The organism is Mobilicoccus pelagius NBRC 104925 (assembly GCF_000247995.1).
In the GTDB taxonomy this organism is placed as follows: domain Bacteria; phylum Actinomycetota; class Actinomycetes; order Actinomycetales; family Dermatophilaceae; genus Mobilicoccus; species Mobilicoccus pelagius.
Genome location: NZ_BAFE01000007.1, coordinates 61,130 through 79,572, shown reverse-complemented (window position 1 = coordinate 79,572; position 18,443 = coordinate 61,130). Strand labels below are relative to the sequence as shown.

The following is an 18,443-nucleotide window of genomic DNA, read 5'->3' as shown; positions in this document are numbered from 1 at the left end:
AGATCTCTGATGGAGAAGTTCACGGTGCACACCGGCGTCGGCGTCCCCCTGCGTCGCAGCGACGTCGACACCGACCAGATCATCCCCGCCGTCTACCTCAAGCGGGTGACGCGCACGGGGTTCGAGGACGGTCTCTTCGCCGGCTGGCGGGCCGAGCCCGACTTCGTCCTCAATCGCCCCGAGTACGCGGGCGGCAGCGTCCTCGTCGCCGGTCCCGACTTCGGCACCGGCTCCTCCCGCGAGCACGCCGTGTGGGCACTGCTCGACTACGGGTTCCGCGTCGTGATCTCGTCGCGCTTCGCCGACATCTTCCGCGGCAACTCCGGCAAGGCCGGGCTCCTCACGGCCCGCTGCGAACCCGGGGACGTCGAGCAGCTCCAGAAGATGCTCGAGGAGGAACCCGGCACGCCCGTGACCGTCGACCTCGAGAACCGCACGATCACGTGTCGGCAGACCGTCGTGCCGTTCGAGGTCGACGACTACCAGCGGTACCGCCTGCTCAACGGCCTCGACGACGTCGACGTCACTCTCACCCACGACGCCGACATCGCCGCCTACGAGGACGCACGCCCGTCGTTCAAGCCCACGACGCGCTGACCCCCTCCCTTCGACGAGACGCCCCCAGGGGCGTCGCCCGCCCCGACGAACGCCCGGCCGGATCCACCGACCGGGCGTTCCTCGTGCCCTCCCCGGATCGGACGTCCGGAGGTCCCCCTGTCGCGCTGTCGCCCTGTCGGCACCCCGTTTTCGGCCCGAGGACGGCCCGCGGGGGACCCCGACGTATCTCTGCCGGCGCACCCTCTGACCTGGTGATTCATGCCCGAATCGGTCCGCGTCGCAGGGGTGTCCGACGGGGGTGCGGCCGGTTCCCCTGCGGGCGTGGTGACTTCGTGCCGATAAGTGGTCGTGGGGCAGCCCGTCCCACCGTGACCGCTCCCTGTCGGGCGCGTTCGCGAGCACTGCATCTGGACGGCCCGAGGACACCGGGCCTTGCACACGGACGTGGAGGGGTCTTGAGCCTCTTGCCACGGCTCAAACCGGCCCGCATCGCGAGCCACCCGTCTCTGGAGGGAGAGCAATGAACAAGGCTGATCTGGTCGACGCGCTCGAGTCGCGTCTGGGGGGGCGCAAGGCCGCCTCGGACGCCATCGAGGCGATCTTCGACGTCATCATCCGTGAGGTCGCTCACGGAGGGAAGGTCGGGATCACCGGCTTCGGAACCTTCGAGCGTGTCGACCGCGCGGCCCGCACGGGTCGCAACCCGCGCACCGGCGAGTCGGTGCGCATCGAGTCGACGGCCGTGCCGAAGTTCCGGCCCGGCACGGCGTTCAAGCTGTACGTCGCCGAGCCGGCGACCCTGCCGAAGTCCGGCCCGGCCGCCGCTCGTGCCGCCGCGGGGACCGCTGCCGAGGTCCGCGCGAAGGCGGAGGTGGCGATCGCCGCGTCCAAGGGCAAGAAGGGCAAGGGCGCTCGCAAGACCGCCTGAACCCCGACGACCCGCATGCCCCGCCCACCGGTCCCCTCACCCGGTGGGTGGGGCGTCGTCGTGTCCGGCCGCGCCCTGATGGAACACGCCCTCGACATCGTCGGGGCGTGATCCTCGACACAGCCCCCGGCTCCGGCGAGGATGTCCGACGAACCACCGTGGCCCGGCGCCGCGGCGACGAGTCGAGAGGGACGGTGTGGCGTTCTCCAAGGTGCTCCAGCCCGGGATCGAACGATCCTTCGCGTACCGGTCGGCGACGGCGAGCGTCCTCGGGACGGTGCGCGCGATCACCCGCGCGGACTGGCAGGGGATGGAGCACCTCCCGAGCGGTGGCTGCGTCGTCGCCGCCAACCACATCTCCTACGCCGACCCGTTCGCGGTGGCGCAGTTCCTCCTCGACAACGGGCACCCGCCGTTCTTCCTCGCCAAGGACTCCCTGTTCCGGATCCCGGTGCTCGGCCGATGGTTCGCCGCCACCGGGCAGGTGCCCGTCCATCGCGGCACCGGACGCGCTGCGAGCGCCTACGCCGAGGCCTGCGCCGCCGTCCGCGCCGGCAGGACGATCGTCGTCATGCCTGAGGCCACCATCACCAAGGACCCCGACCTCTGGCCCATGCGTGCCAAGAGCGGGGTCGTCCGCATCGCCCTCGCGACCGGGTGCCCCCTCGTGCCCCTCGGCCAGTGGGGCGCACAGGAGCTCGTGCCCCGCGGCTCCACCCGGCTGCGGCCCTGGCCACGCAAGACGATACACATGCGCGTCGGGCCACCGGTCGACCTCGCGGATCTCGCGGCGGGTACCGTCACCCGCGACGATCTCGTCGCCGCCGGTGATCGCGTCATGGACGCGATCACCGGACTCGTCGCCGAGATCCGCGGGGAGACACCACCGTCCGGGCGGTGGGATCCCGCGCTCGGTCGCCGCGTCCCCGCCCACCTCGAGGAGCAGCCATGATCGCCGAACGCGCCACCGTCGTCGGGGCCGGAAGCTGGGGAACCGCCTTCTCCCTCGTCCTCGCCGACGCCGGTCTCGACGTCCGTCTCTGGGCACGTCGTCCCGAGCTCGCCACGCGCATCACGGAGACTCGGCGCAACGGCGACTACCTGCCCGAGATCGACCTCCCCGACGAGGTCCACGCCACCGCCGACGTCGACGAGGCCCTCGAGGAGGCCGACCTCGTCGTCCTCGCGATCCCCGCGCAGAAGCTCCGCGCCGGGCTCGCCGAGTGGGCCCCGCGGCTGCCCGAACGTGCCACCCTCGTCTCCCTCGCCAAGGGCATCGAGCTCGGCACGGGATGCCGCATGAGCGAGGTGATCCTCCAGGCCACCGGTGTGGCGCCGGAGCGCCTCGCGGTCGTCTCCGGCCCCAACCTCGCCCGGGAGATCGCCGAACGGCAGCCCGCCGCGGGCGTCGTCGCCGCCTTCGACCCGGACACCGCCGACCTCGTCGCCGCCGCGTGCGCCTCGCCCTGGTTCCGCCCCTACACCTCGACCGACGTCACCGGGTGCGAGATCGCCGGCGCGACGAAGAACGTCATCGCGCTCGCGGTCGGCGCGGCCGAGGGACTCGGCCTCGGCGACAACTCCAAGGCGAGCGTCATCACCCGCGGCCTCGCCGAGACGGTGCGGCTCGGCGTCGCGCTCGGCGCCGACCCGGCGACGTTCTCCGGCCTCGCCGGGGTGGGTGACCTCATCGCGACGTGCATGTCGCCGCTCTCCCGCAACCACCGCGTCGGCGTCGGACTCGGCCGCGGCGGCACCGTCGAGTCGGTCGTCGCCTCCATCGGCCAGACGGCCGAGGGTGTCACCTCGTGCGAATCGATCCTCGCCCTCGCCCGCGAGGCGGGGGTCGAGGTGCCGATCGTCGAGTCCGTCGTCGCGATGGTCGCCGACGGGCAGCGGCCGGAACTCATCGTCGACGCGCTCATGCGTCGGCAGCGCAAGCCCGAGAAGGCCTGACGGCAGGTCGCCGTGATCTGGTCGACAATCGGGTGGCCTCGCAGGCCACGGCGGCCGCGTCGTCGACGGGCACTGCCGGCGCACCTCCTGCGACGGCGTCGCCTCACGGGGGCGTCGTCGGGAACGCACCGCTTCGGTGCCGCCGCCTCACTCCGTGTCGGCGAACGGGCGGGGGCGCAGGTCGGCCGAGCCGAGCACCGCGACGAGCCCCGGGCGGCGGAGGCGCTCCTCGCGGTCCTGCCGCACCCGCTCGAGCACGTCGAGCTGGTCGAGGGTCTGCTCGACGGCCGAGAGGACCGACCCGCGCAGCATCCACTGCTCCGTGCCCGCGGCCGGGTCGACGAGCATGAGCTCGGTGAGGATCGCGCGGCTCTCGCGCAGGTTGTCGAGGGTGCGGGTGAAGTGCTCCTCGACCTCGGCCGGGTCGCCCTCGAACTCCGTCTCGAGCAACATGCCGAAGGCGTGGACGGACTCGGCCATCGTGTCGAGGACGACGGCGAACGCAGGCCGGATCGCCTCGTCGAAGGGGTCCTCCGCGGTGCCGTCGCGTGGCAGCTCACGCGCCATGACGGTGTAGAGCGCGGCGACGGCACGCAGCACCCCGTCGACCGTGTCGAGCCCCGCACGCAGCGTCGCCTCCCCGCTGCTCGTGCCGAGAGCCCACACGTTGAGGCGACGACTGTCCTTGACCTCCGAGACGCGCGCCGAGGCGACGGCGACCTGGCCACCGATCTGGCGGGTGCCGTCGAGCCACCCCTCGACGTCGCTGCGGACGACCTGACGGTCGCGCATCGACTGCGCCGACGCGCGGAGGAGCCCACCCACCTCGTCGGCGGCACGACGCACTTCGATCGCCGCCTTGCGGGCGGGTACCGCCGGTGCGAGGAGCAGCCCGAAGGTCATCCCCACCGCGGCGCCGATGAGCGTCGAGACGACCCGCGTCTGCACTGCGACGCCGGAGCCGTGGACCGCGAGGATGAGCATCGCCGAGATCGGCGCCTCGAGCATCTGGTCGCCGAGGCGCAGGACCCGGGCGATCGTGAGCGACATCGCCACCGCCGCACCGAGCGACCACCAGCTCAGACCGAACCAGTTCGTGAGGAGGACGGCGACGAGGACACCGGTGAGCACGGCGCCGACGCGCACGATGCCCATCTTGATCGTCGAATACGTGCTCGCCTGCACGACGAGCATCGCGGTGAGGGCGCCCGTGAGGTCCTGCCGCTGGCCGGTGAGGCCGTAGACGAGGACGAACGCGACGACTGAGGCAGAGGTGAGTCGGGCGATCTCGACGAGCCTCGGGCGCAGGCGTCGCGGGAGGTCACGCCACCGCGTCGGATGCCCGGGCCACGCCCAGTCGAGGAATCGCACCGATCCTCGGCGGAGGGGGCGGGGCACACGACGTCCCACGGACCGGAGCGGCGACCATGGCCCCTCCGGCTCGACTTCGACCCGTGTGCGATCCACCCCTCCATTGAAACAGTCGGGCCTGCCGCAGCCGCCGACCGCACCGCCGGGCGGGATCCGTCGTGAGGGTGTCGGTGGACGCCGGCAGGCACCCGGGCGTCGCTGCCCGGTGTGGTGCGTCGAGGAGGGGCATGACAGTGGGCGGGAACCGCGCCGGTGGTGGCGGCCGGAGGGCGCCCGGCACGCAGGCCCTGCACGAGGAATCGTCGGGGCCCACCCGCGGAGGCTGGGCGGCGAAGGCGGGGCATCCGGACGCCGCAGGGTGGGCCCCGACGGTGCAGGAACGGATCGGCCCGTCCTGGCGGTAATGTCGGAAACGATGAGCACCCCGCAGCCCAAGACCCGCGTCGCCCTCGTGTACGGCGGCCGATCCTCCGAACACGCCGTCTCCTGCGCCACCGCGGCCGGGGTCATGTCGGCGATCGACACCGACCGGTTCGACGTCGTCCCCATCGGCATCGCCCGCGACGGACGCTGGGTCCTCGGCGGCGCGGACCTCACGGCCCTCGCCCTCGCGCCCGGCCACACGCCCGAGGTCACCGGTGAAGGTGACCTCCGCCTCCCGCTCGCCACCGACAACCGCACCGTCGTCGACGTCCGCGGCGCCCAGGGGGCCACGGCCCTCGGCGACGTCGACGTCGTGTTCCCGCTGCTCCACGGCCCGTTCGGCGAGGACGGCACGCTCCAGGGCATGCTCGAGCTTGCCGACATCCCCTACGTCGGCTGCGGCGTACTCGCCTCCGCGACGATGATGGACAAGCACGCGATGAAGGGCGTCTTCGCGAGTCACGGCCTGCCGATCGGGCCGTTCGTCACGATCACCGATCGGCAGTGGTGCACCGACCCGCAGGCCGCCATCGACGCCGCCTGCGCCCTCACCTTCCCCCTCTTCGTCAAGCCCGCCCGGGCCGGCTCGAGCGTCGGCATCACCCGCGTCCACTCCCGTGAGGAACTCCCCGCCGCCGTCGAGGCCGCCCGCGCCCACGACCCCAAGGTCGTCGTCGAGCAGGGCATCGTCGGGCGCGAGATCGAGTGCGGAGTCCTCCAGGGACGCGGCCACGACGCGCCCCGCACGAGCCTCCTCGGCGAGATCGTCGTCGACTCCGAACACGGCTTCTACGATTTCGACGCCAAGTACCTCGACGAGAAGGACGTCGTCCTCTCCTGCCCGGCCGAACTGCCGCAGGGGGACGCCGACCGCATCCGCACGATGGCCGCCGAGGCGTTCGAGGCGGCCGGATGCGAGGGCCTCGCCCGCGTCGACTTCTTCTACACGCCCGAAGGCGACGTCGTCGTCAACGAGATCAACACGATGCCGGGCTTCACCCCCCACTCGATGTACCCGCAGATGTGGCTCGCCAGCGGTATGACCTACCGGGACCTCATCACCGAGCTCATCGACCTCGCCCTCACCCGCCGCGTCGGCCTGCGCTGACGCTCCGTCGGCCGGCGGGGGCGCGGGCATCGCGGGACCTCACCGGCAGCGGTGACCCGTGGGTCGACCCGTCTGCGCGGCGGAGGCGAAGGAGGAGAGCACGAGCGGCTCCGGCGCGTACGCGCTCGGCACGAGGACCTCGATCGCCGGGGTGCGGCCGTACGTCGTGAAGCTCATCCCGTCCTCGAGCCGCCGCGCGACCCAGTCCACGCCGTCGACGCCGAGGCACTCGTCCCGCGTCGGGCCCGGCACCGGCACCCCGCAGCGTGCGACGATCGCAGGCGCGCCCCGCGAGGCCCAGGCGGCCGTGGCGGGGGAGTCCGGGGACGTCGAGGTGCGAGGCCGCTGCGCGACCTGTCCGGGCCACGTGATCGCCGCGCAGGCGGGATCGTCCGCCGCGGCGGGCGGTGCCACCTCGACGGCCGAGCCGCAGGCACCGAGCAGGAGGACGGCGGCGACGCCGACGGCCGCCCGCGCACGCAGTAGGTGCGGCAGGCGGCGAACGCGTGGCGTGCGACACGTGATCGGGTGGGTCACCTCAGCCGTGGACGACGGTGCACGTGAGCGTGCGGGTGATGCCCGGCACGTCCTGCACCTTGGCGAGCACGAGCGACCCGAGCTGCTCGACGCTCTCCGCCTGGAGCTTGGCGACGAGGTCGTAGGGGCCGGTGACCTCGTCGGTGGCCACGACGCCCGCGAGACCACGGATCGCCTCCGCCACCGAACTCGACTTGCCGACCTCGGTCTGGATGAGGACGTAGGCCTGGACCATGGGTGCCTCCTGCTCTGGGGCGACGGCGAAACCCGAGGATGGGCCCCGCCCGTCATCCGACGGTACCGTGCCCTCGAGGGTGCGACACCGGCCCGACCATCTCGATCCGTGAGGTCGGAGCGTCCGCCACGGATCGTCACCCCGCCGCCCCGCCACCTCAGGAGAGCCACGTGACCCTTCATCTCGCCGACGTCACCGAGGAGGAGCTCCTCGCCCGCATCGTCCCCCTCCTGCAGGGCCCCGACGCCCGCGTCCTCGTCGGGCCGGGCGACGACACCGCCTGGCTCACCGCCGGCGACGGCCGCTACCTCGCGACGACCGACGCCATGGTGCGCGGCCACGACTGGATCGACGAGTGGTCGACCGGCGAGGACGTCGGTCACAAGACCGTTGCGCAGAACCTCGCCGATATCGCCGCGATGGGCGGGGTGCCGACGGGGCTGCTCCTCACCCTCGCCGCCGACCCGCGGACGCCCGTCTCGTGGTGTGAGGATCTCGCCCGTGGCATCGGGTGCGCCGCCCGCGCCGCCGGGACGAGCGCCGTGGGCGGCGATCTCTCCGGCGCCGACGCCGGCACCGTCATGGTGAGCGTCACCGCGTTCGGCTCGATGGAGGGACGACGCCCCGTGCTCCGCAGCGGCGCCCGCGTCGGCGACGTCGTCGCCGTCGCCGGGACCCTCGGCCGGTCCGCCGCAGGGTGGGCACTCCTCCGCGAGGAGCGAGGAGCGGTCGCGCCCGACCTCGTGCAGGCGCACCTGCGCCCGGCGCCGCCGCTCGCGCAGGGGCCCGCAGCCGCCCGCCACGGCGCCCACGCGATGATCGACCTCTCCGACGGCCTCGTCCGCGACGCGGGGCGCATCGCCCGGGCGAGCGGGGTCGTCCTCGCTCTCACGACCGATCTCCTCCACGACGACGTCGCCGCCCTGGCGGCGGTCGTGGGGGAGGAGGCTGCGCTCGACTGCATCCTCACCGGCGGGGAGGAGCACTCGCTCCTCGCGACGTTCGCCGACGAGGAATCCCTGCCGCAGGGCTGGCGGGTGATCGGACGCGTCGAGGACGCGGGCGACACGCGCGGCGGCATGCTCGTCGACGGTACCCCCCGATCCGGCGGCGGATGGGACCACTTCGACGCGTCGAGGTGACCCTCCGTCACCGGGGGTTCTCCAGGCTCGGGGCCGGGGCGCGGGGAGGGCCGAGGAGCGACGGAACGATCGCGTCACCGGCCGACGGCGGACGCCTCACGGACAATCCGCCGCGCACGCGTCACACGAGGGCGACGAGGGCGTGGGCGATCGGCACGTGAGGACTACGGTGCGGGTCAGCGCGCCCACGTGCGCCCATGTCGTGGGGGCTCTGCTCGCGCCGGGGCGACCGCTCCGGGGCAGGGGCGGTGTGGGCGCGACGAGGAGGTGGGCACGACGACCGCACGGTTGCGGCGAGGGGGGCGTGCGGCGTGGACGGCGTCCGGGGACGACAAAGGGCGCCGGAACCACTCTCCCTGGGGGAGGGGTCCGACGCCGGATGTCGTGAGCGTGATCCTCGACCCGGAGGTCGAGGACTCGACTCGCTCGCGTCAGCGCGTGGTGACCTTACCGGCCTTGATGCACGAGGCGCACACGTTGAGACGCTTGGGGGTCTTGCCCTCGGCACCCACGAAGGCACGCACCTTCTGGATGTTCGGCGTCCAACGACGGTTGGTGCGCCGGTGCGAGTGCGAGATGTTGTGACCGAAGGTCGGTCCCTTGCCGCAGACGTCGCAGGTGGCAGCCACAGGTCACTCCTGGTGATTCACGATGAACGGTTGACCCGACCGGGGTCACCCTGCACCGTGCCGTGGGCACGGGGCGGCGACGCATCGGTCGGTGATAACCGGCCCAGCGTACGCCACGGGCCACGGGCCGCCCAAATGCGCCGGTCGGCCACGCAGGCTTGGTGAGGTGAACCCCCGATCCTCTCTCCTCCGGAACCCCGTGTGGGCCGGGGCGCCCCGTGGCGGCCGTGGGGGAGGGACATCACCCGGCGAGCCTGGGATCGAGCCGGCCGTCGACACGCCCCGAGGACGGTCTCGACGTGGCTTCGCGCGCGTCCGTGAGACGTCGTCGCAGGTCGGGCGACCCCGCTCTCAGGACCCGACCGTCGAGACCGTCCCGACGGCGGTACGACCCGGCCGAGGGGGAATCACCCGGCCCGGGAGGGATGGGGTGTCGGAGGTGGATGTGAGGATGGGGCCGTGACCGAGATCCCCGTCACCCACGGCACCCAGGGCGTCCCCGACGACGCCCCCGCCCACGACGCCGCACGGCCCGGGCCTCTCGAGATCCTCGACGCCGCTGCGCTGCGCCGCTGGCTGTTCCGGGCGCGGGAGGATCTCGGTCGTCACCGTGCGGCCGTCGACGCCCTCAACGTGTTCCCCGTCCCCGACGGGGACACGGGCACCAACCTCCACCTCACCCTCCACGCCGGGCTCCGGGCATTCCTCGACGCCCTCCTCGTGAAGGCGCACGAGGGCGAGGGCGCGCCCGGCGTCGTCGAGGGGACCGCCCTGTTGGCCCGCGCGACGCTGTTCGCCGCCCGGGGCAACTCCGGCGTCATCCTCAGTCAACTCCTCGCCGGGCTCGCCGCGGCCGTCGCGTCCTCGCCCGGTGTCGACGACTCGGGCATCGACGGGCCCCTCCTCGCGGCGGTGCTCGAGGAGGCCGATCGTCGCGCCCGTCGTGCCGTCGCCCACCCTGTCGAGGGCACGATTCTCACCGTCGCCCGTGCGTCGGCGGAGGCCGCGTCGTCCGCCGTCGCCGCGGGCACGACGTCCCTCGCGGACGTCGTCGCGACCGCGTGCGACGCCGCTCGTGCGGCCCTCGCCCGTACCCCGGGCCAGCTCGAGGCCCTCGCCCGCGCCGGTGTCGTCGACGCCGGGGGTGCCGGGTTCGTCGTCGTCCTCGAGGCGTTGCGCGCCGTGGTCGCGGGGTCACCCGACGGCACCGACGACGCCGATACCGCCCTGCTGCCGTGGAGCGAGGGCACCGGAGCCCCGTGCACGCCGGAGGAGGTGGCCCCCGCCTACGAGGTGATGTACCTCCTCGACGGTCTCGCCGACCGCGCGGCCGAACGCCTCCGGTCACGACTCGGGGAGATCGGCGACAGCGTGCTCGTCGCCGGCGACGCCGCCCTGCGCACGGTCCACGTCCACACCGACGAGCCGGGGCTCGCCGTCGAGGCGGGCATGGACGCCGGGCGCCCTTACGCAGTACGCATCACGTCGTTGCGGGAGGCCACCCCCTCCCGCGTCTCCGATGACGACACGGCACGACCCGAGGTGGGGGACGGTGACGGGCGCCGGTCCGGCGGCGACGTCTCCCTCCGGTGCGCGTCTCCGTCGCGTCCCTCGGCCGGGGGAGGCTCCGCGTCGTCCGACCGCGGGGAGTACGGGTCGGCGCCGACGAAGACGGGCCCGGCGGGCCCGACGTCCCCCCCGCTCCTCCTCGACGGCGACGTCCCCGCCTCCTCCGCCGCGCGTGAGCCGGCGGCGCACGTCTCCGACGTGCCCGCCCCCCGGGCGCTCGGCGTCGTCGCGTGCGTCCAGGCGCCGCACCTCGAACCCCTCGTCCGGGCGCACGGGGCCGTCGTCCTCGCCGACGCCCCCGGCCGCCGGGTCACCCCCTCCCAGTTCGTCGAGGCCGCACGCCGCACGGGAGCGGGGCGCGTCGCCGTCCTCCCCGACGACGGGGACGCCGTCCTCGCCGCGTCGGCGGCGGCCGAGATCGCCGCCGAGGACGGGATCGATCTCGTCGTCGTGCCGGCCGCGCACCTCGTCCAGGGCCTCGCCGCCCTCGCCGTCGCCGACCTCGACGACCCCGACTCCGTCGCGGGCATGGCCGAGGCGGCCGCGGCCGTGCGGTGCGGGTTCGTCGCCACCGCCACGTCGTCCGGCGAGACCGATGCCGGCCCCTGTCGTCCCGGTGACGTCCTCGGTGTCGTCGAGGACACGGTGACGACGGTGGGCTCCGACGCCCGCGCCGTCGCCGTCGACCTCGTGCACGGACTCCTCCGGGGGGACGACGCCTCGGGCGAGATCCCCGCCGAGATCGTCACGATCGTCGAGGGGCAGGGGCGCGTCGGCCTCGGGGCCGAGGTCGCCGACGACCTCGGCGGCGTCCTCGACGAGGCCGAGATCGTCGTCCTCGACGGCGGTCAGGCCGTGTACGACCTCTTGATCGGAGTGGAGTGATGACGGGCAAGCCGGGCAAGGTCGGACACACGAGCGACCACGGCCCCCTCGCGGGCGTGGTGCACATCCCGGGCGTCGACCTTCCGCAGCCGGTACCGCTCATGCGGCCCGTCGACCTCTCGACGCGTCTCACGTCGGTGCTCGCCGAGCGCACGTGCTCCGCGCTCTCCTCGGCCCGCGGCATCGAGACCGTCGAGGATCTCCTGTGGTTCGTCCCCACCCGGTTCGGCCAGGTGAGTACGTCGTTGCGCGGGCTGTGGCCAGGGCGATACCTCGTCGTCCCCGGCGAGATCACCCAGGTGACGACCAAGCAGATGCGGGCGGGCCGCCGCTCCGGGCAGCGGATGCTCACCGCCACCGTCGCCACCGACGACGGCGACCTCACGATCGTCTTCTTCACCGCCTACGGCCACGAGACCCGCCTCGTCAAGGGGGCGGCGGGGCTGTTCCAGGGGCCGGTCACCGAGTTCAACGGCCGGTGGCAGATCGCCCATCCGTTCTACGACCTCCTCGACGAGCGCCCCCCGGCGTCGGCGGTGAGGCTCGACCGGCAGATCATCCCCGTGTACCGGCAGGTCAAGAAGATGACTTCGTGGAGCGTCGGACACGCCGCCCGCCTCGTCGTCGACGCGCTCGAGATCGACGAGCCGCTCCCCGAGGGGATCCGCGCCGCACAGGGCCTGCCGACGTTCGCCGAGGCGATGCGGCTGCGGCACCTGCCCGCCACCCGGGCCGACCTCGGGAGCGCCCGTCGCCGCTTCGCCTACGACGAGGCCCTTGCCATCCAGGTCGTCCTCGCCGAACGGCGCCGCGAGGCGCGCACCGGCGTCGCCGCACCACGGGTGCCCCCCGCCGACGGACTCCTCGCCCGGTTCGACGACCGGCTCCCGTTCGAGCTCACCGAGGCCCAGCGCGAGGCGGGGGAGCAGATCGCCGCCGACCTCGCGCGCGAGCAACCGATGAACCGCCTCCTCCAGGGCGAGGTCGGCTCCGGTAAGACGCTCGTCGCGCTGCGGGCGATGCTCGCCGTCGTCGACGGTGGCGGCCAGTGCGCTCTGCTGGCCCCCACGGAGGTCCTCGCCACCCAGCACCACCGATCGATCACCGCGATGCTCGGCGACCTCGCCGAGGCCGGCCTCCTCGGCGGCGACCTCACGGGGACGCGCGTCACGCTCCTCACCGGCAGCATGTCGACGGCGGCCCGCAAGAAGGCCCTCCTCGACATCGCCACGGGGCAGTCCGGCATCGTCGTCGGCACCCACGCCCTGCTGCAGGACAAGGTCGCGTTCCACTCCCTCGGGCTCGTCGTCGTCGACGAGCAGCACCGGTTCGGCGTCGAGCAGCGGGACGCGCTCAGCGAGAAGGTCGGCGACGGCGCCCGCCCGCACCTCCTCGTCATGACCGCGACGCCCATCCCGCGCACCGTCGCGATGACGGTGTTCGGCGACATGGACGTGACGACGATGCGTCAGCTGCCGCGAGGGCGTTCGCCCATCGCGACGCACGTCGTCGACAACCCCCGCTGGTACGACCGGGCCTGGGAACGCGTCGCCGAGGAGGTGCGGGCCGGCCACCAGGCGTACGTCGTCTGCCCACGCATCGACGGCGACGACACCGACGACACCGAGCTCCTCGTCCCGTCCGCACCGGAGGACGAGGCGGAGCGCGGCGAGACCGACGACCCGCGCGCCTTCGACGCCGACGCGCCGGAGAGCGAGGACGCGCTCTTCACCGCCCCCACGACGCCGCACCTCCCCGAGCTCGCGATCAGCGACCTCTCCGCCGTCGGCGACGTCGCCGACGAGTTGCGCGCCCGCCCCGACTTCGCCGGGATCCGCGTCGGCGTCCTCCACGGCCGGCTGCCCGCCGAGGAGAAGGACGCGATCATGACGGCCTTCGCGGCCGGGGACGTCGACGTCCTCGTCTCGACGACCGTCGTCGAGGTCGGCGTCGACGTACCCAACGCGACCGTCATGGTCGTGATGAATGCCGACCGGTTCGGCGTCTCCCAGCTCCACCAGCTGCGCGGACGCGTCGGCCGAGGGAGCGCGCCGGGGCTCTGCCTCCTCGTCACCCGCTCGCAGAACGAGGCGTCGCAGCGGCGGGTGCAGGCCGTCGCCGAGCTCACCGACGGGTTCGCCCTCGCCGACGTCGACCTCCACGAACGTCGTGAGGGCGACGTCCTCGGCGCCCGGCAGAGCGGTGGCGGCACCCGGCTGCGGGCGTTGCGTCTCGTCTACGACGAGGAGATCATCGCCGCGGCCCGGCAGGACGCGACGGACCTCCTCGCGTCCGACCCCGTCCTCGAGGGACATCCCGCCCTGCGTCGCATGGTGCTCGCCGCCGTCGACGACGAGGCCGCCGAGTTCCTCACCCGCGGATAAGGAGGAGCAGTGCCCCGCATCATCGCCGGCCGTTACGGCGGCCGCCGCCTCACCGCCCCCACCGGGCGCGACACCCGCCCGACGACGGATCGGGTACGCGAGTCGCTGTTCTCGCGCCTCGAGCATCTCGACGTCCTCGACGACGCCGTCGTCCTCGACCTCTATGCGGGCTCCGGCGCCCTCGGCCTGGAGGCGGTGAGCCGCGGCGCCTCCCGAGCCGTCCTCGTCGAAATCGCGAACGGCGCAGCACGCACGCTGCGGCGCAACGTCGCCGAGCTCGACGCGCCGGCGCAGATCGTCGTCTCCGACGCCGACCGGTACCTCCGTGGCGCCACCGGGGAGGGGGATCCCGAGGCCGGCCCGATCGATCCCTGGGTGGACGTCGCGTTCCTCGACCCGCCGTACGACCTCACCGACGAGCGACTCGCCCGCACCCTCGAGCTGCTCGCCCCTCTCCTCACGAGGGATGCCATCGTCGTCGTCGAACGCTCCGCACGCTCTCCGGAACCCACGTGGCCCGCGGGTCTCGTCCGGTTCGCCACCCGCGCCCAGGGGGAGACGGTTCTCTGGTACGCCGAACCGCCGCTCGACCCGCAGGAGGAGCCGCCGGATCGCGAGTCGTGAACGGACGGGTCACGGCTCGGTCACGAAGCCGGCCAAAGGGCCCGGTCCGAGAGGCACGCCGCGTTTCGCCCCTAGTATCGGGAGATGTGAGCAGGTCTCAACGCGCCCGGTGGTGGAACACCGCCGCCCTCGTGGGCGGCGGGGTCCTCCTCGTGTCGGTGCTGCTGCTCCTCGAGTGGCACGTGGCCGCGGCGGTCGTCGCCGTCGTCCTCGCCGCTCTCCTCTGGCGCACCGCGCCGCGGGCCACATCCCCCTCGCCCCGCCACTGGGACGCCCAGGAGCGTCTCGTGCGCGAGGAGCGCGTCATCGTCTACTGGCGTCCCGGTTGTCTGTTCTGCACGCGTCTCCGTCTGCGTCTGGGATCCCTCTCCGACGAGGTGACGTGGGTCGACATCTGGAGCGACCCGGCGGCGGCGGCCTTCGTGCGGGACCTCAACGGCGGCGCCGAGACGGTACCCACCGTCATCCTTCCCGACGGGGAGGCCCGCACGAACCCGGATCCGAACCTCGTCCGCGGCCACCTCGTCGGTCTCCGAAAGGTCGCCTGACCCACGAACGGCGGACCGGGCGCGGGGGAGCGGCCCCCACCGGTCGTCGCACTGCTACGTTGCGAGGCGTGAGCGTCTCCCGATGTGTGTGCCCCGGCTCGTTCGATCCCGTCACCCTCGGCCACCTCGACGTGGTCCGTCGCGCCCGGCGTCTCTACGACGAGGTCGTCGTCGCCGTGCTCGTCAACCCCAACAAGACGGGCCTGTTCACCCCGCAGGAGCGGGTCGAGCTCCTCGAGTCCGAACTCGCCGATCTCGACGGCGTCAGCGTCCTCACCTTCGAGGCGCAGCTCCTCGTCGACGTGTGCCGCTCCACCGGTGCCGGGGCGATCGTCAAGGGGCTCCGCGGCGAGACCGACTACTCCTACGAGCTCCCCATGGCCGTGATGAACCGCCACCTCGCCGACGTCGAGACCCTCTTCCTCCCGAGCGACCCGCAGTACGCGCAGGTCTCGAGCTCCCTCATCAAGGAGGTCGCCCGATTCGGCGGCGACATCTCCCCGTTCGTCTCGCCCGCCGTCGCCGCCGCCCTGCGGGCACGGTTCGGCGACCCGCACTGACGCCGACGCGCCCCGAGCCCGCAGCGCGCGTCCTCCCCGCGCCCCCACCGGAATGTGCGTCGAGGAGGGTGCTCGGTTAAAGTTGACAGTCGGTCCCGTTCTTCGCCGTGCGACCGTACCCGCCGGGCCTCCCGCGGGTGCGGCCCGTCGAGGACGTGACGCACCCGCATCCGTCGACCCGAAAGCCGTGACCATGAGCAGCCCCGCCCGCGAGAACCGCCTGGTGATCGATACCAGGTCGCTCGTGCGTCGACCCGGCAGCATGGTCGAGGAGTCCGTCGAGGCTCCCGCTCCGGCGCATTTCGGAACCGACGTCCTCACGGTGCCCGAAGGGGCCCCGTTGGACATCGAGCTTCGGCTCGAGTCGGTGATGGAGGGGGTGCTCGCCAGCGGAACGGTGCGGGCGACCGCGACCGGGGCGTGCGTGCGGTGCCTGGAGGACGTCGACCATGCCGTCGCGGCCGAGTTCCAGGAGCTGTTCGCCTACCCCGATCGGGCCGCCCACCATCGGGAGGCGAGCGACGCCGAGGACGACGAGGAGCAGCTCGTCCTCGAGGGTGACACGCTCGATCTGGAGCCCGTGCTCCGGGACGCGGTCGTGCCCACCCTGCCGTTCCAGCCCGTCTGCCGGGAGGACTGCCCGGGGCTCTGCTCCGAATGCGGTCGTCCGTTGGCCGACGATCCGACCCATCAGCACGAGATCCTCGACCCCCGGTGGGCTGCGCTGCAGTCGCTCACGGGGGACGAGACCGAAGGAAAGAGGAACTGACGTGGCCGTCCCGAAGCGGAAGATGTCGCGCTCCAACACCCGTTCGCGTCGCGCGCAGTGGAAGACGACGGCGACCACGCTCGCCTCGTGCCCCCGTTGCGCCGCCCCGAAGCAGCCCCACATGGCGTGCCCCTCCTGCGGCACGTACAACGGGCGTCACTACCCGGAGGCGGAGCGCTCCGAGCTCCAGAACTGAACAGCCCCCTGATGGGCTCCAAGAACGGGGCGAAGGCCGGCCAGAGCGATCTCCGTCCTCTGGCCGACCTCGCCTCCGACATCGAGAAGATCATCGGCGTCCTCCTCGACGAGGCGCTGCTGCGGCATGCCCTGACGCACCGGTCCTTCGCCTACGAGAACGGCGGGGTGCCCAACAACGAGCGCCTCGAGTTCCTCGGCGACTCCGTGCTCGGGCTCGTCGTCACCGAGTCGCTCTACGGCGACCACCCGGAGATGGCCGAGGGCCAGCTCGCCAAGCTGCGGGCCGCGGTCGTCAACATGCGTGCCCTCGCCGAGGTGGCGCGCACCCTCCACGTGGGTTCCTACCTCCTCCTCGGACGAGGTGAGGAGGCGACGGGTGGCCGCGACAAGGCGTCCATCCTCGCCGACACGATGGAGGCGCTCATCGGCACGATCTACCTCGCCGAAGGTCTCGACAAGGCGCGGATGTTCGTCCACCACCTCATCGACCCGCTCCTTGCGAGTTCGACGCGTCTCGGCGCGGGCCTCGACTGGAAGACGAGCCTGCAGGAGCTCGCCGCGTCCGGTGGCCACGGCATGCCCGAGTACCGGGTGACGGAGGAGGGGCCGGACCACGAGAAGGTCTTCACGGCGCACGCGGTCGTCGGCGACGAGGACCTCGGCACCGGGGTCGGCCGCAGCAAGAAGGAGGCGGAGCAGCAGGCCGCGCACACCGCGTGGACCGAACTGACCCGCCGCGCCGACGCTGTGCTCAACGCCGAGGTCACCCCGCAGGAGACGACCACGGACGACACGACCGGGCAGGTGCTCTCCGAGCCGGACGGGTCGAAGCCGGCCGAGTCGGGCCAGTGCGACTCCGCGAAGGTCCCCGGAGCGACGGACGTCGCCGGCGCCTGATGCCCGAGCTCCCCGAGGTCGAGGTCGTCCGGCGAGGCATCGCCGACCACGTCGTCGGTCGTACGTTCTCCCACGTCGCGCTGCACGGTTCCCGTGTGGCGCGTCGCCATGTCCCGGGCCCTGACGACCTCGCCGCGCGTCTCGCGGGGCGTACCGTCCTCGCCGCGGACCGTCGCGGCAAGTACCTGTGGCTCGCGCTCGACGGGGCGGAGGCGCTCGTCGTCCACCTCGGCATGAGCGGCCAGATGCTCGTCGAGGACCCCTCGGCCGAGCGCCGCCCGCACCAGCATGCGACGTTCACGTTCGACGACGCTGGGACGCAGCTCCGGTTCGTCGACCAACGCACGTTCGGGGGGCTCGCCCTCGTCGACCTCGTGCCCGACCCCCGCGGGGGTGGGTACGTCCACGGCATCCCCGAATCGGTGACGCACATCGCGGTCGATCCCCTCGAGGACGTATTCGACGCGCGTGCCGTCGCCCGGCTGATGCGGGCGAGTCGCAGCGGTGTCAAACGTCTGCTGCTCCACCAGGGCGTCGTCTCCGGGATCGGCAACATCTACGCCGACGAGTCGTTGTGGCGGGCGCGTCTCCACGGGGAGCGGCCGGCCGCCGCGGTCACCGGGCCCGCGATCGAGCGGCTCCTCGCTCACGTGCAGGACGTCATGCGTGCCGCTCTCGAGGCGGGCGGCACGAGCTTCGACGCCCTCTACGTCAACGTCAACGGGCAGTCCGGGTACTTCGACCGGTCGCTCGACGCCTACGGCCAGGAGGGGCGGCCGTGCGCGCGGTGCGGGACGCCGATCCGCCGAGAGACGTTCATGAACCGCAGCTCGTTCTCGTGCCCGCGCTGCCAACCGCGCCCGCGGGTACGGCGCGCCGCCCCCACGCCGACCGGCTGACCTCCCTCCGGCGCGGGGGGGACGTCTTCGGGACGGCCACGGAAGGAATGCCGTCACCGTCGTGACGAGGGCTCCTCTCCGGCCGCGGCGTGCACGTGTGCGCAGGCATGGCGGAGAGGACGTACGGCCCGGCGCGGTCCGGGACCCGTCGGCACCGTCGCGTCGGCACCGTCGCACCGCCTCGTTCTCAACCGTTCGATGGATGTCCGGGTGGGTGAGGCAT

The 18,443-nt window shown here is 73.0% G+C and carries 19 protein-coding genes; 15 read left to right on the top strand and 4 right to left on the bottom strand.

What is annotated here, in order from left to right; all coding sequences use genetic code 11:
- Positions 1-9: 9 nt before the first annotated feature.
- From leuD to MOPEL_RS01930, 4 genes are all read left to right on the top strand, one after another.
- A complete protein-coding gene (gene leuD / locus MOPEL_RS01945; protein ID WP_009481170.1) occupies positions 10-597 on the top strand; it encodes a 3-isopropylmalate dehydratase small subunit in 588 nt (195 codons plus the stop codon).
- A gap of 481 nt (positions 598-1,078) precedes the next feature.
- On the top strand, positions 1,079-1,486 hold the full coding sequence (locus MOPEL_RS01940; protein ID WP_009481169.1) for an HU family DNA-binding protein: 408 nt from the start codon (positions 1,079-1,081) through the stop codon (positions 1,484-1,486).
- A gap of 196 nt (positions 1,487-1,682) precedes the next feature.
- Positions 1,683-2,438: a lysophospholipid acyltransferase family protein gene (locus tag MOPEL_RS01935; RefSeq protein ID WP_009481168.1), complete on the top strand. Its 756-nt coding sequence runs from the start codon at positions 1,683-1,685 to the stop codon at positions 2,436-2,438.
- Positions 2,435-3,442 (top strand): NAD(P)H-dependent glycerol-3-phosphate dehydrogenase, encoded by a 1,008-nt coding sequence (locus MOPEL_RS01930; RefSeq protein WP_009481167.1) that lies wholly within the window; start codon positions 2,435-2,437, stop codon positions 3,440-3,442. Before MOPEL_RS01935 ends, MOPEL_RS01930 begins: the two co-directional genes overlap by 4 nt.
- Positions 3,443-3,589: 147 nt before the next feature.
- On the opposite strand, the gene MOPEL_RS01925 is transcribed toward MOPEL_RS01930, so the two are convergent.
- Positions 3,590-4,813: an FUSC family protein gene (locus tag MOPEL_RS01925; protein WP_009481166.1), complete on the bottom strand. Its 1,224-nt coding sequence runs from the start codon at positions 4,811-4,813 to the stop codon at positions 3,590-3,592.
- A 415-nt stretch (positions 4,814-5,228) separates the two neighbouring features.
- On the opposite strand from MOPEL_RS01925, the gene MOPEL_RS01920 reads away from it, so the two are divergent.
- Positions 5,229-6,344, top strand: coding sequence for a D-alanine--D-alanine ligase family protein (locus MOPEL_RS01920; RefSeq protein ID WP_009481164.1), 1,116 nt, complete (start codon positions 5,229-5,231; stop codon positions 6,342-6,344).
- 39 nt (positions 6,345-6,383) lie between these two features.
- Here MOPEL_RS01920 and MOPEL_RS01915 read toward each other — a convergent pair whose 3' ends face one another.
- On the bottom strand, positions 6,384-6,881 hold the full coding sequence (locus MOPEL_RS01915; protein ID WP_009481163.1) for a DUF3515 family protein: 498 nt from the start codon (positions 6,879-6,881) through the stop codon (positions 6,384-6,386).
- Position 6,882: 1 nt separating this feature from the next.
- On the bottom strand, positions 6,883-7,116 hold the full coding sequence (locus MOPEL_RS01910; RefSeq protein ID WP_009481162.1) for an Lrp/AsnC family transcriptional regulator: 234 nt from the start codon (positions 7,114-7,116) through the stop codon (positions 6,883-6,885).
- 170 nt (positions 7,117-7,286) lie between these two features.
- Between MOPEL_RS01910 and thiL the strand changes: the two genes are divergently transcribed.
- A complete protein-coding gene (gene thiL, locus MOPEL_RS01905) occupies positions 7,287-8,258 on the top strand; it encodes a thiamine-phosphate kinase (protein ID WP_009481161.1) in 972 nt (323 codons plus the stop codon).
- 431 nt (positions 8,259-8,689) lie between these two features.
- Here the strand turns inward: thiL and rpmB are convergent, their stop codons facing one another.
- A complete protein-coding gene (rpmB, locus tag MOPEL_RS01900) occupies positions 8,690-8,887 on the bottom strand; it encodes a 50S ribosomal protein L28 (protein WP_009481160.1) in 198 nt (65 codons plus the stop codon).
- 459 nt (positions 8,888-9,346) lie between these two features.
- On the opposite strand from rpmB, the gene MOPEL_RS01895 reads away from it, so the two are divergent.
- From MOPEL_RS01895 to mutM, 9 genes are all read left to right on the top strand, one after another.
- The gene (locus MOPEL_RS01895; RefSeq protein WP_009481159.1) at positions 9,347-11,341 is read left to right on the top strand and encodes a DAK2 domain-containing protein; all 1,995 of its coding nucleotides are present in this window, start codon (positions 9,347-9,349) and stop codon (positions 11,339-11,341) included.
- Positions 11,341-13,725, top strand: a complete 2,385-nt coding sequence (locus MOPEL_RS01890) for an ATP-dependent DNA helicase RecG (RefSeq protein ID WP_009481158.1) — start codon at positions 11,341-11,343, stop codon at positions 13,723-13,725. Before MOPEL_RS01895 ends, MOPEL_RS01890 begins: the two co-directional genes overlap by 1 nt.
- Before the next feature lie 9 nt (positions 13,726-13,734).
- Positions 13,735-14,349: a 16S rRNA (guanine(966)-N(2))-methyltransferase RsmD gene (gene rsmD / locus MOPEL_RS01885; protein WP_009481157.1), complete on the top strand. Its 615-nt coding sequence runs from the start codon at positions 13,735-13,737 to the stop codon at positions 14,347-14,349.
- 86 nt (positions 14,350-14,435) lie between these two features.
- Positions 14,436-14,897: a glutaredoxin domain-containing protein gene (locus tag MOPEL_RS18270; RefSeq protein WP_009481156.1), complete on the top strand. Its 462-nt coding sequence runs from the start codon at positions 14,436-14,438 to the stop codon at positions 14,895-14,897.
- Positions 14,898-14,965: 68 nt separating this feature from the next.
- Positions 14,966-15,457 (top strand): pantetheine-phosphate adenylyltransferase, encoded by a 492-nt coding sequence (gene coaD, locus MOPEL_RS01875; protein ID WP_040632332.1) that lies wholly within the window; start codon positions 14,966-14,968, stop codon positions 15,455-15,457.
- Between the two features lie 193 nt (positions 15,458-15,650).
- Entirely contained in the window at positions 15,651-16,226 is a 576-nt protein-coding gene (locus MOPEL_RS01870) for a YceD family protein (protein WP_009481154.1), read from the top strand.
- 1 nt (position 16,227) lies between these two features.
- Positions 16,228-16,422 (top strand): 50S ribosomal protein L32, encoded by a 195-nt coding sequence (gene rpmF / locus MOPEL_RS01865; protein WP_009481153.1) that lies wholly within the window; start codon positions 16,228-16,230, stop codon positions 16,420-16,422.
- A gap of 11 nt (positions 16,423-16,433) precedes the next feature.
- Positions 16,434-17,321, top strand: a complete 888-nt coding sequence (gene rnc / locus MOPEL_RS01860; protein ID WP_009481152.1) for a ribonuclease III — start codon at positions 16,434-16,436, stop codon at positions 17,319-17,321.
- Positions 17,321-18,220: a bifunctional DNA-formamidopyrimidine glycosylase/DNA-(apurinic or apyrimidinic site) lyase gene (gene mutM / locus MOPEL_RS01855; RefSeq protein WP_009481151.1), complete on the top strand. Its 900-nt coding sequence runs from the start codon at positions 17,321-17,323 to the stop codon at positions 18,218-18,220. The genes rnc and mutM overlap by 1 nt, the downstream gene beginning before the upstream one ends.
- Positions 18,221-18,443 lie beyond the last annotated feature (223 nt).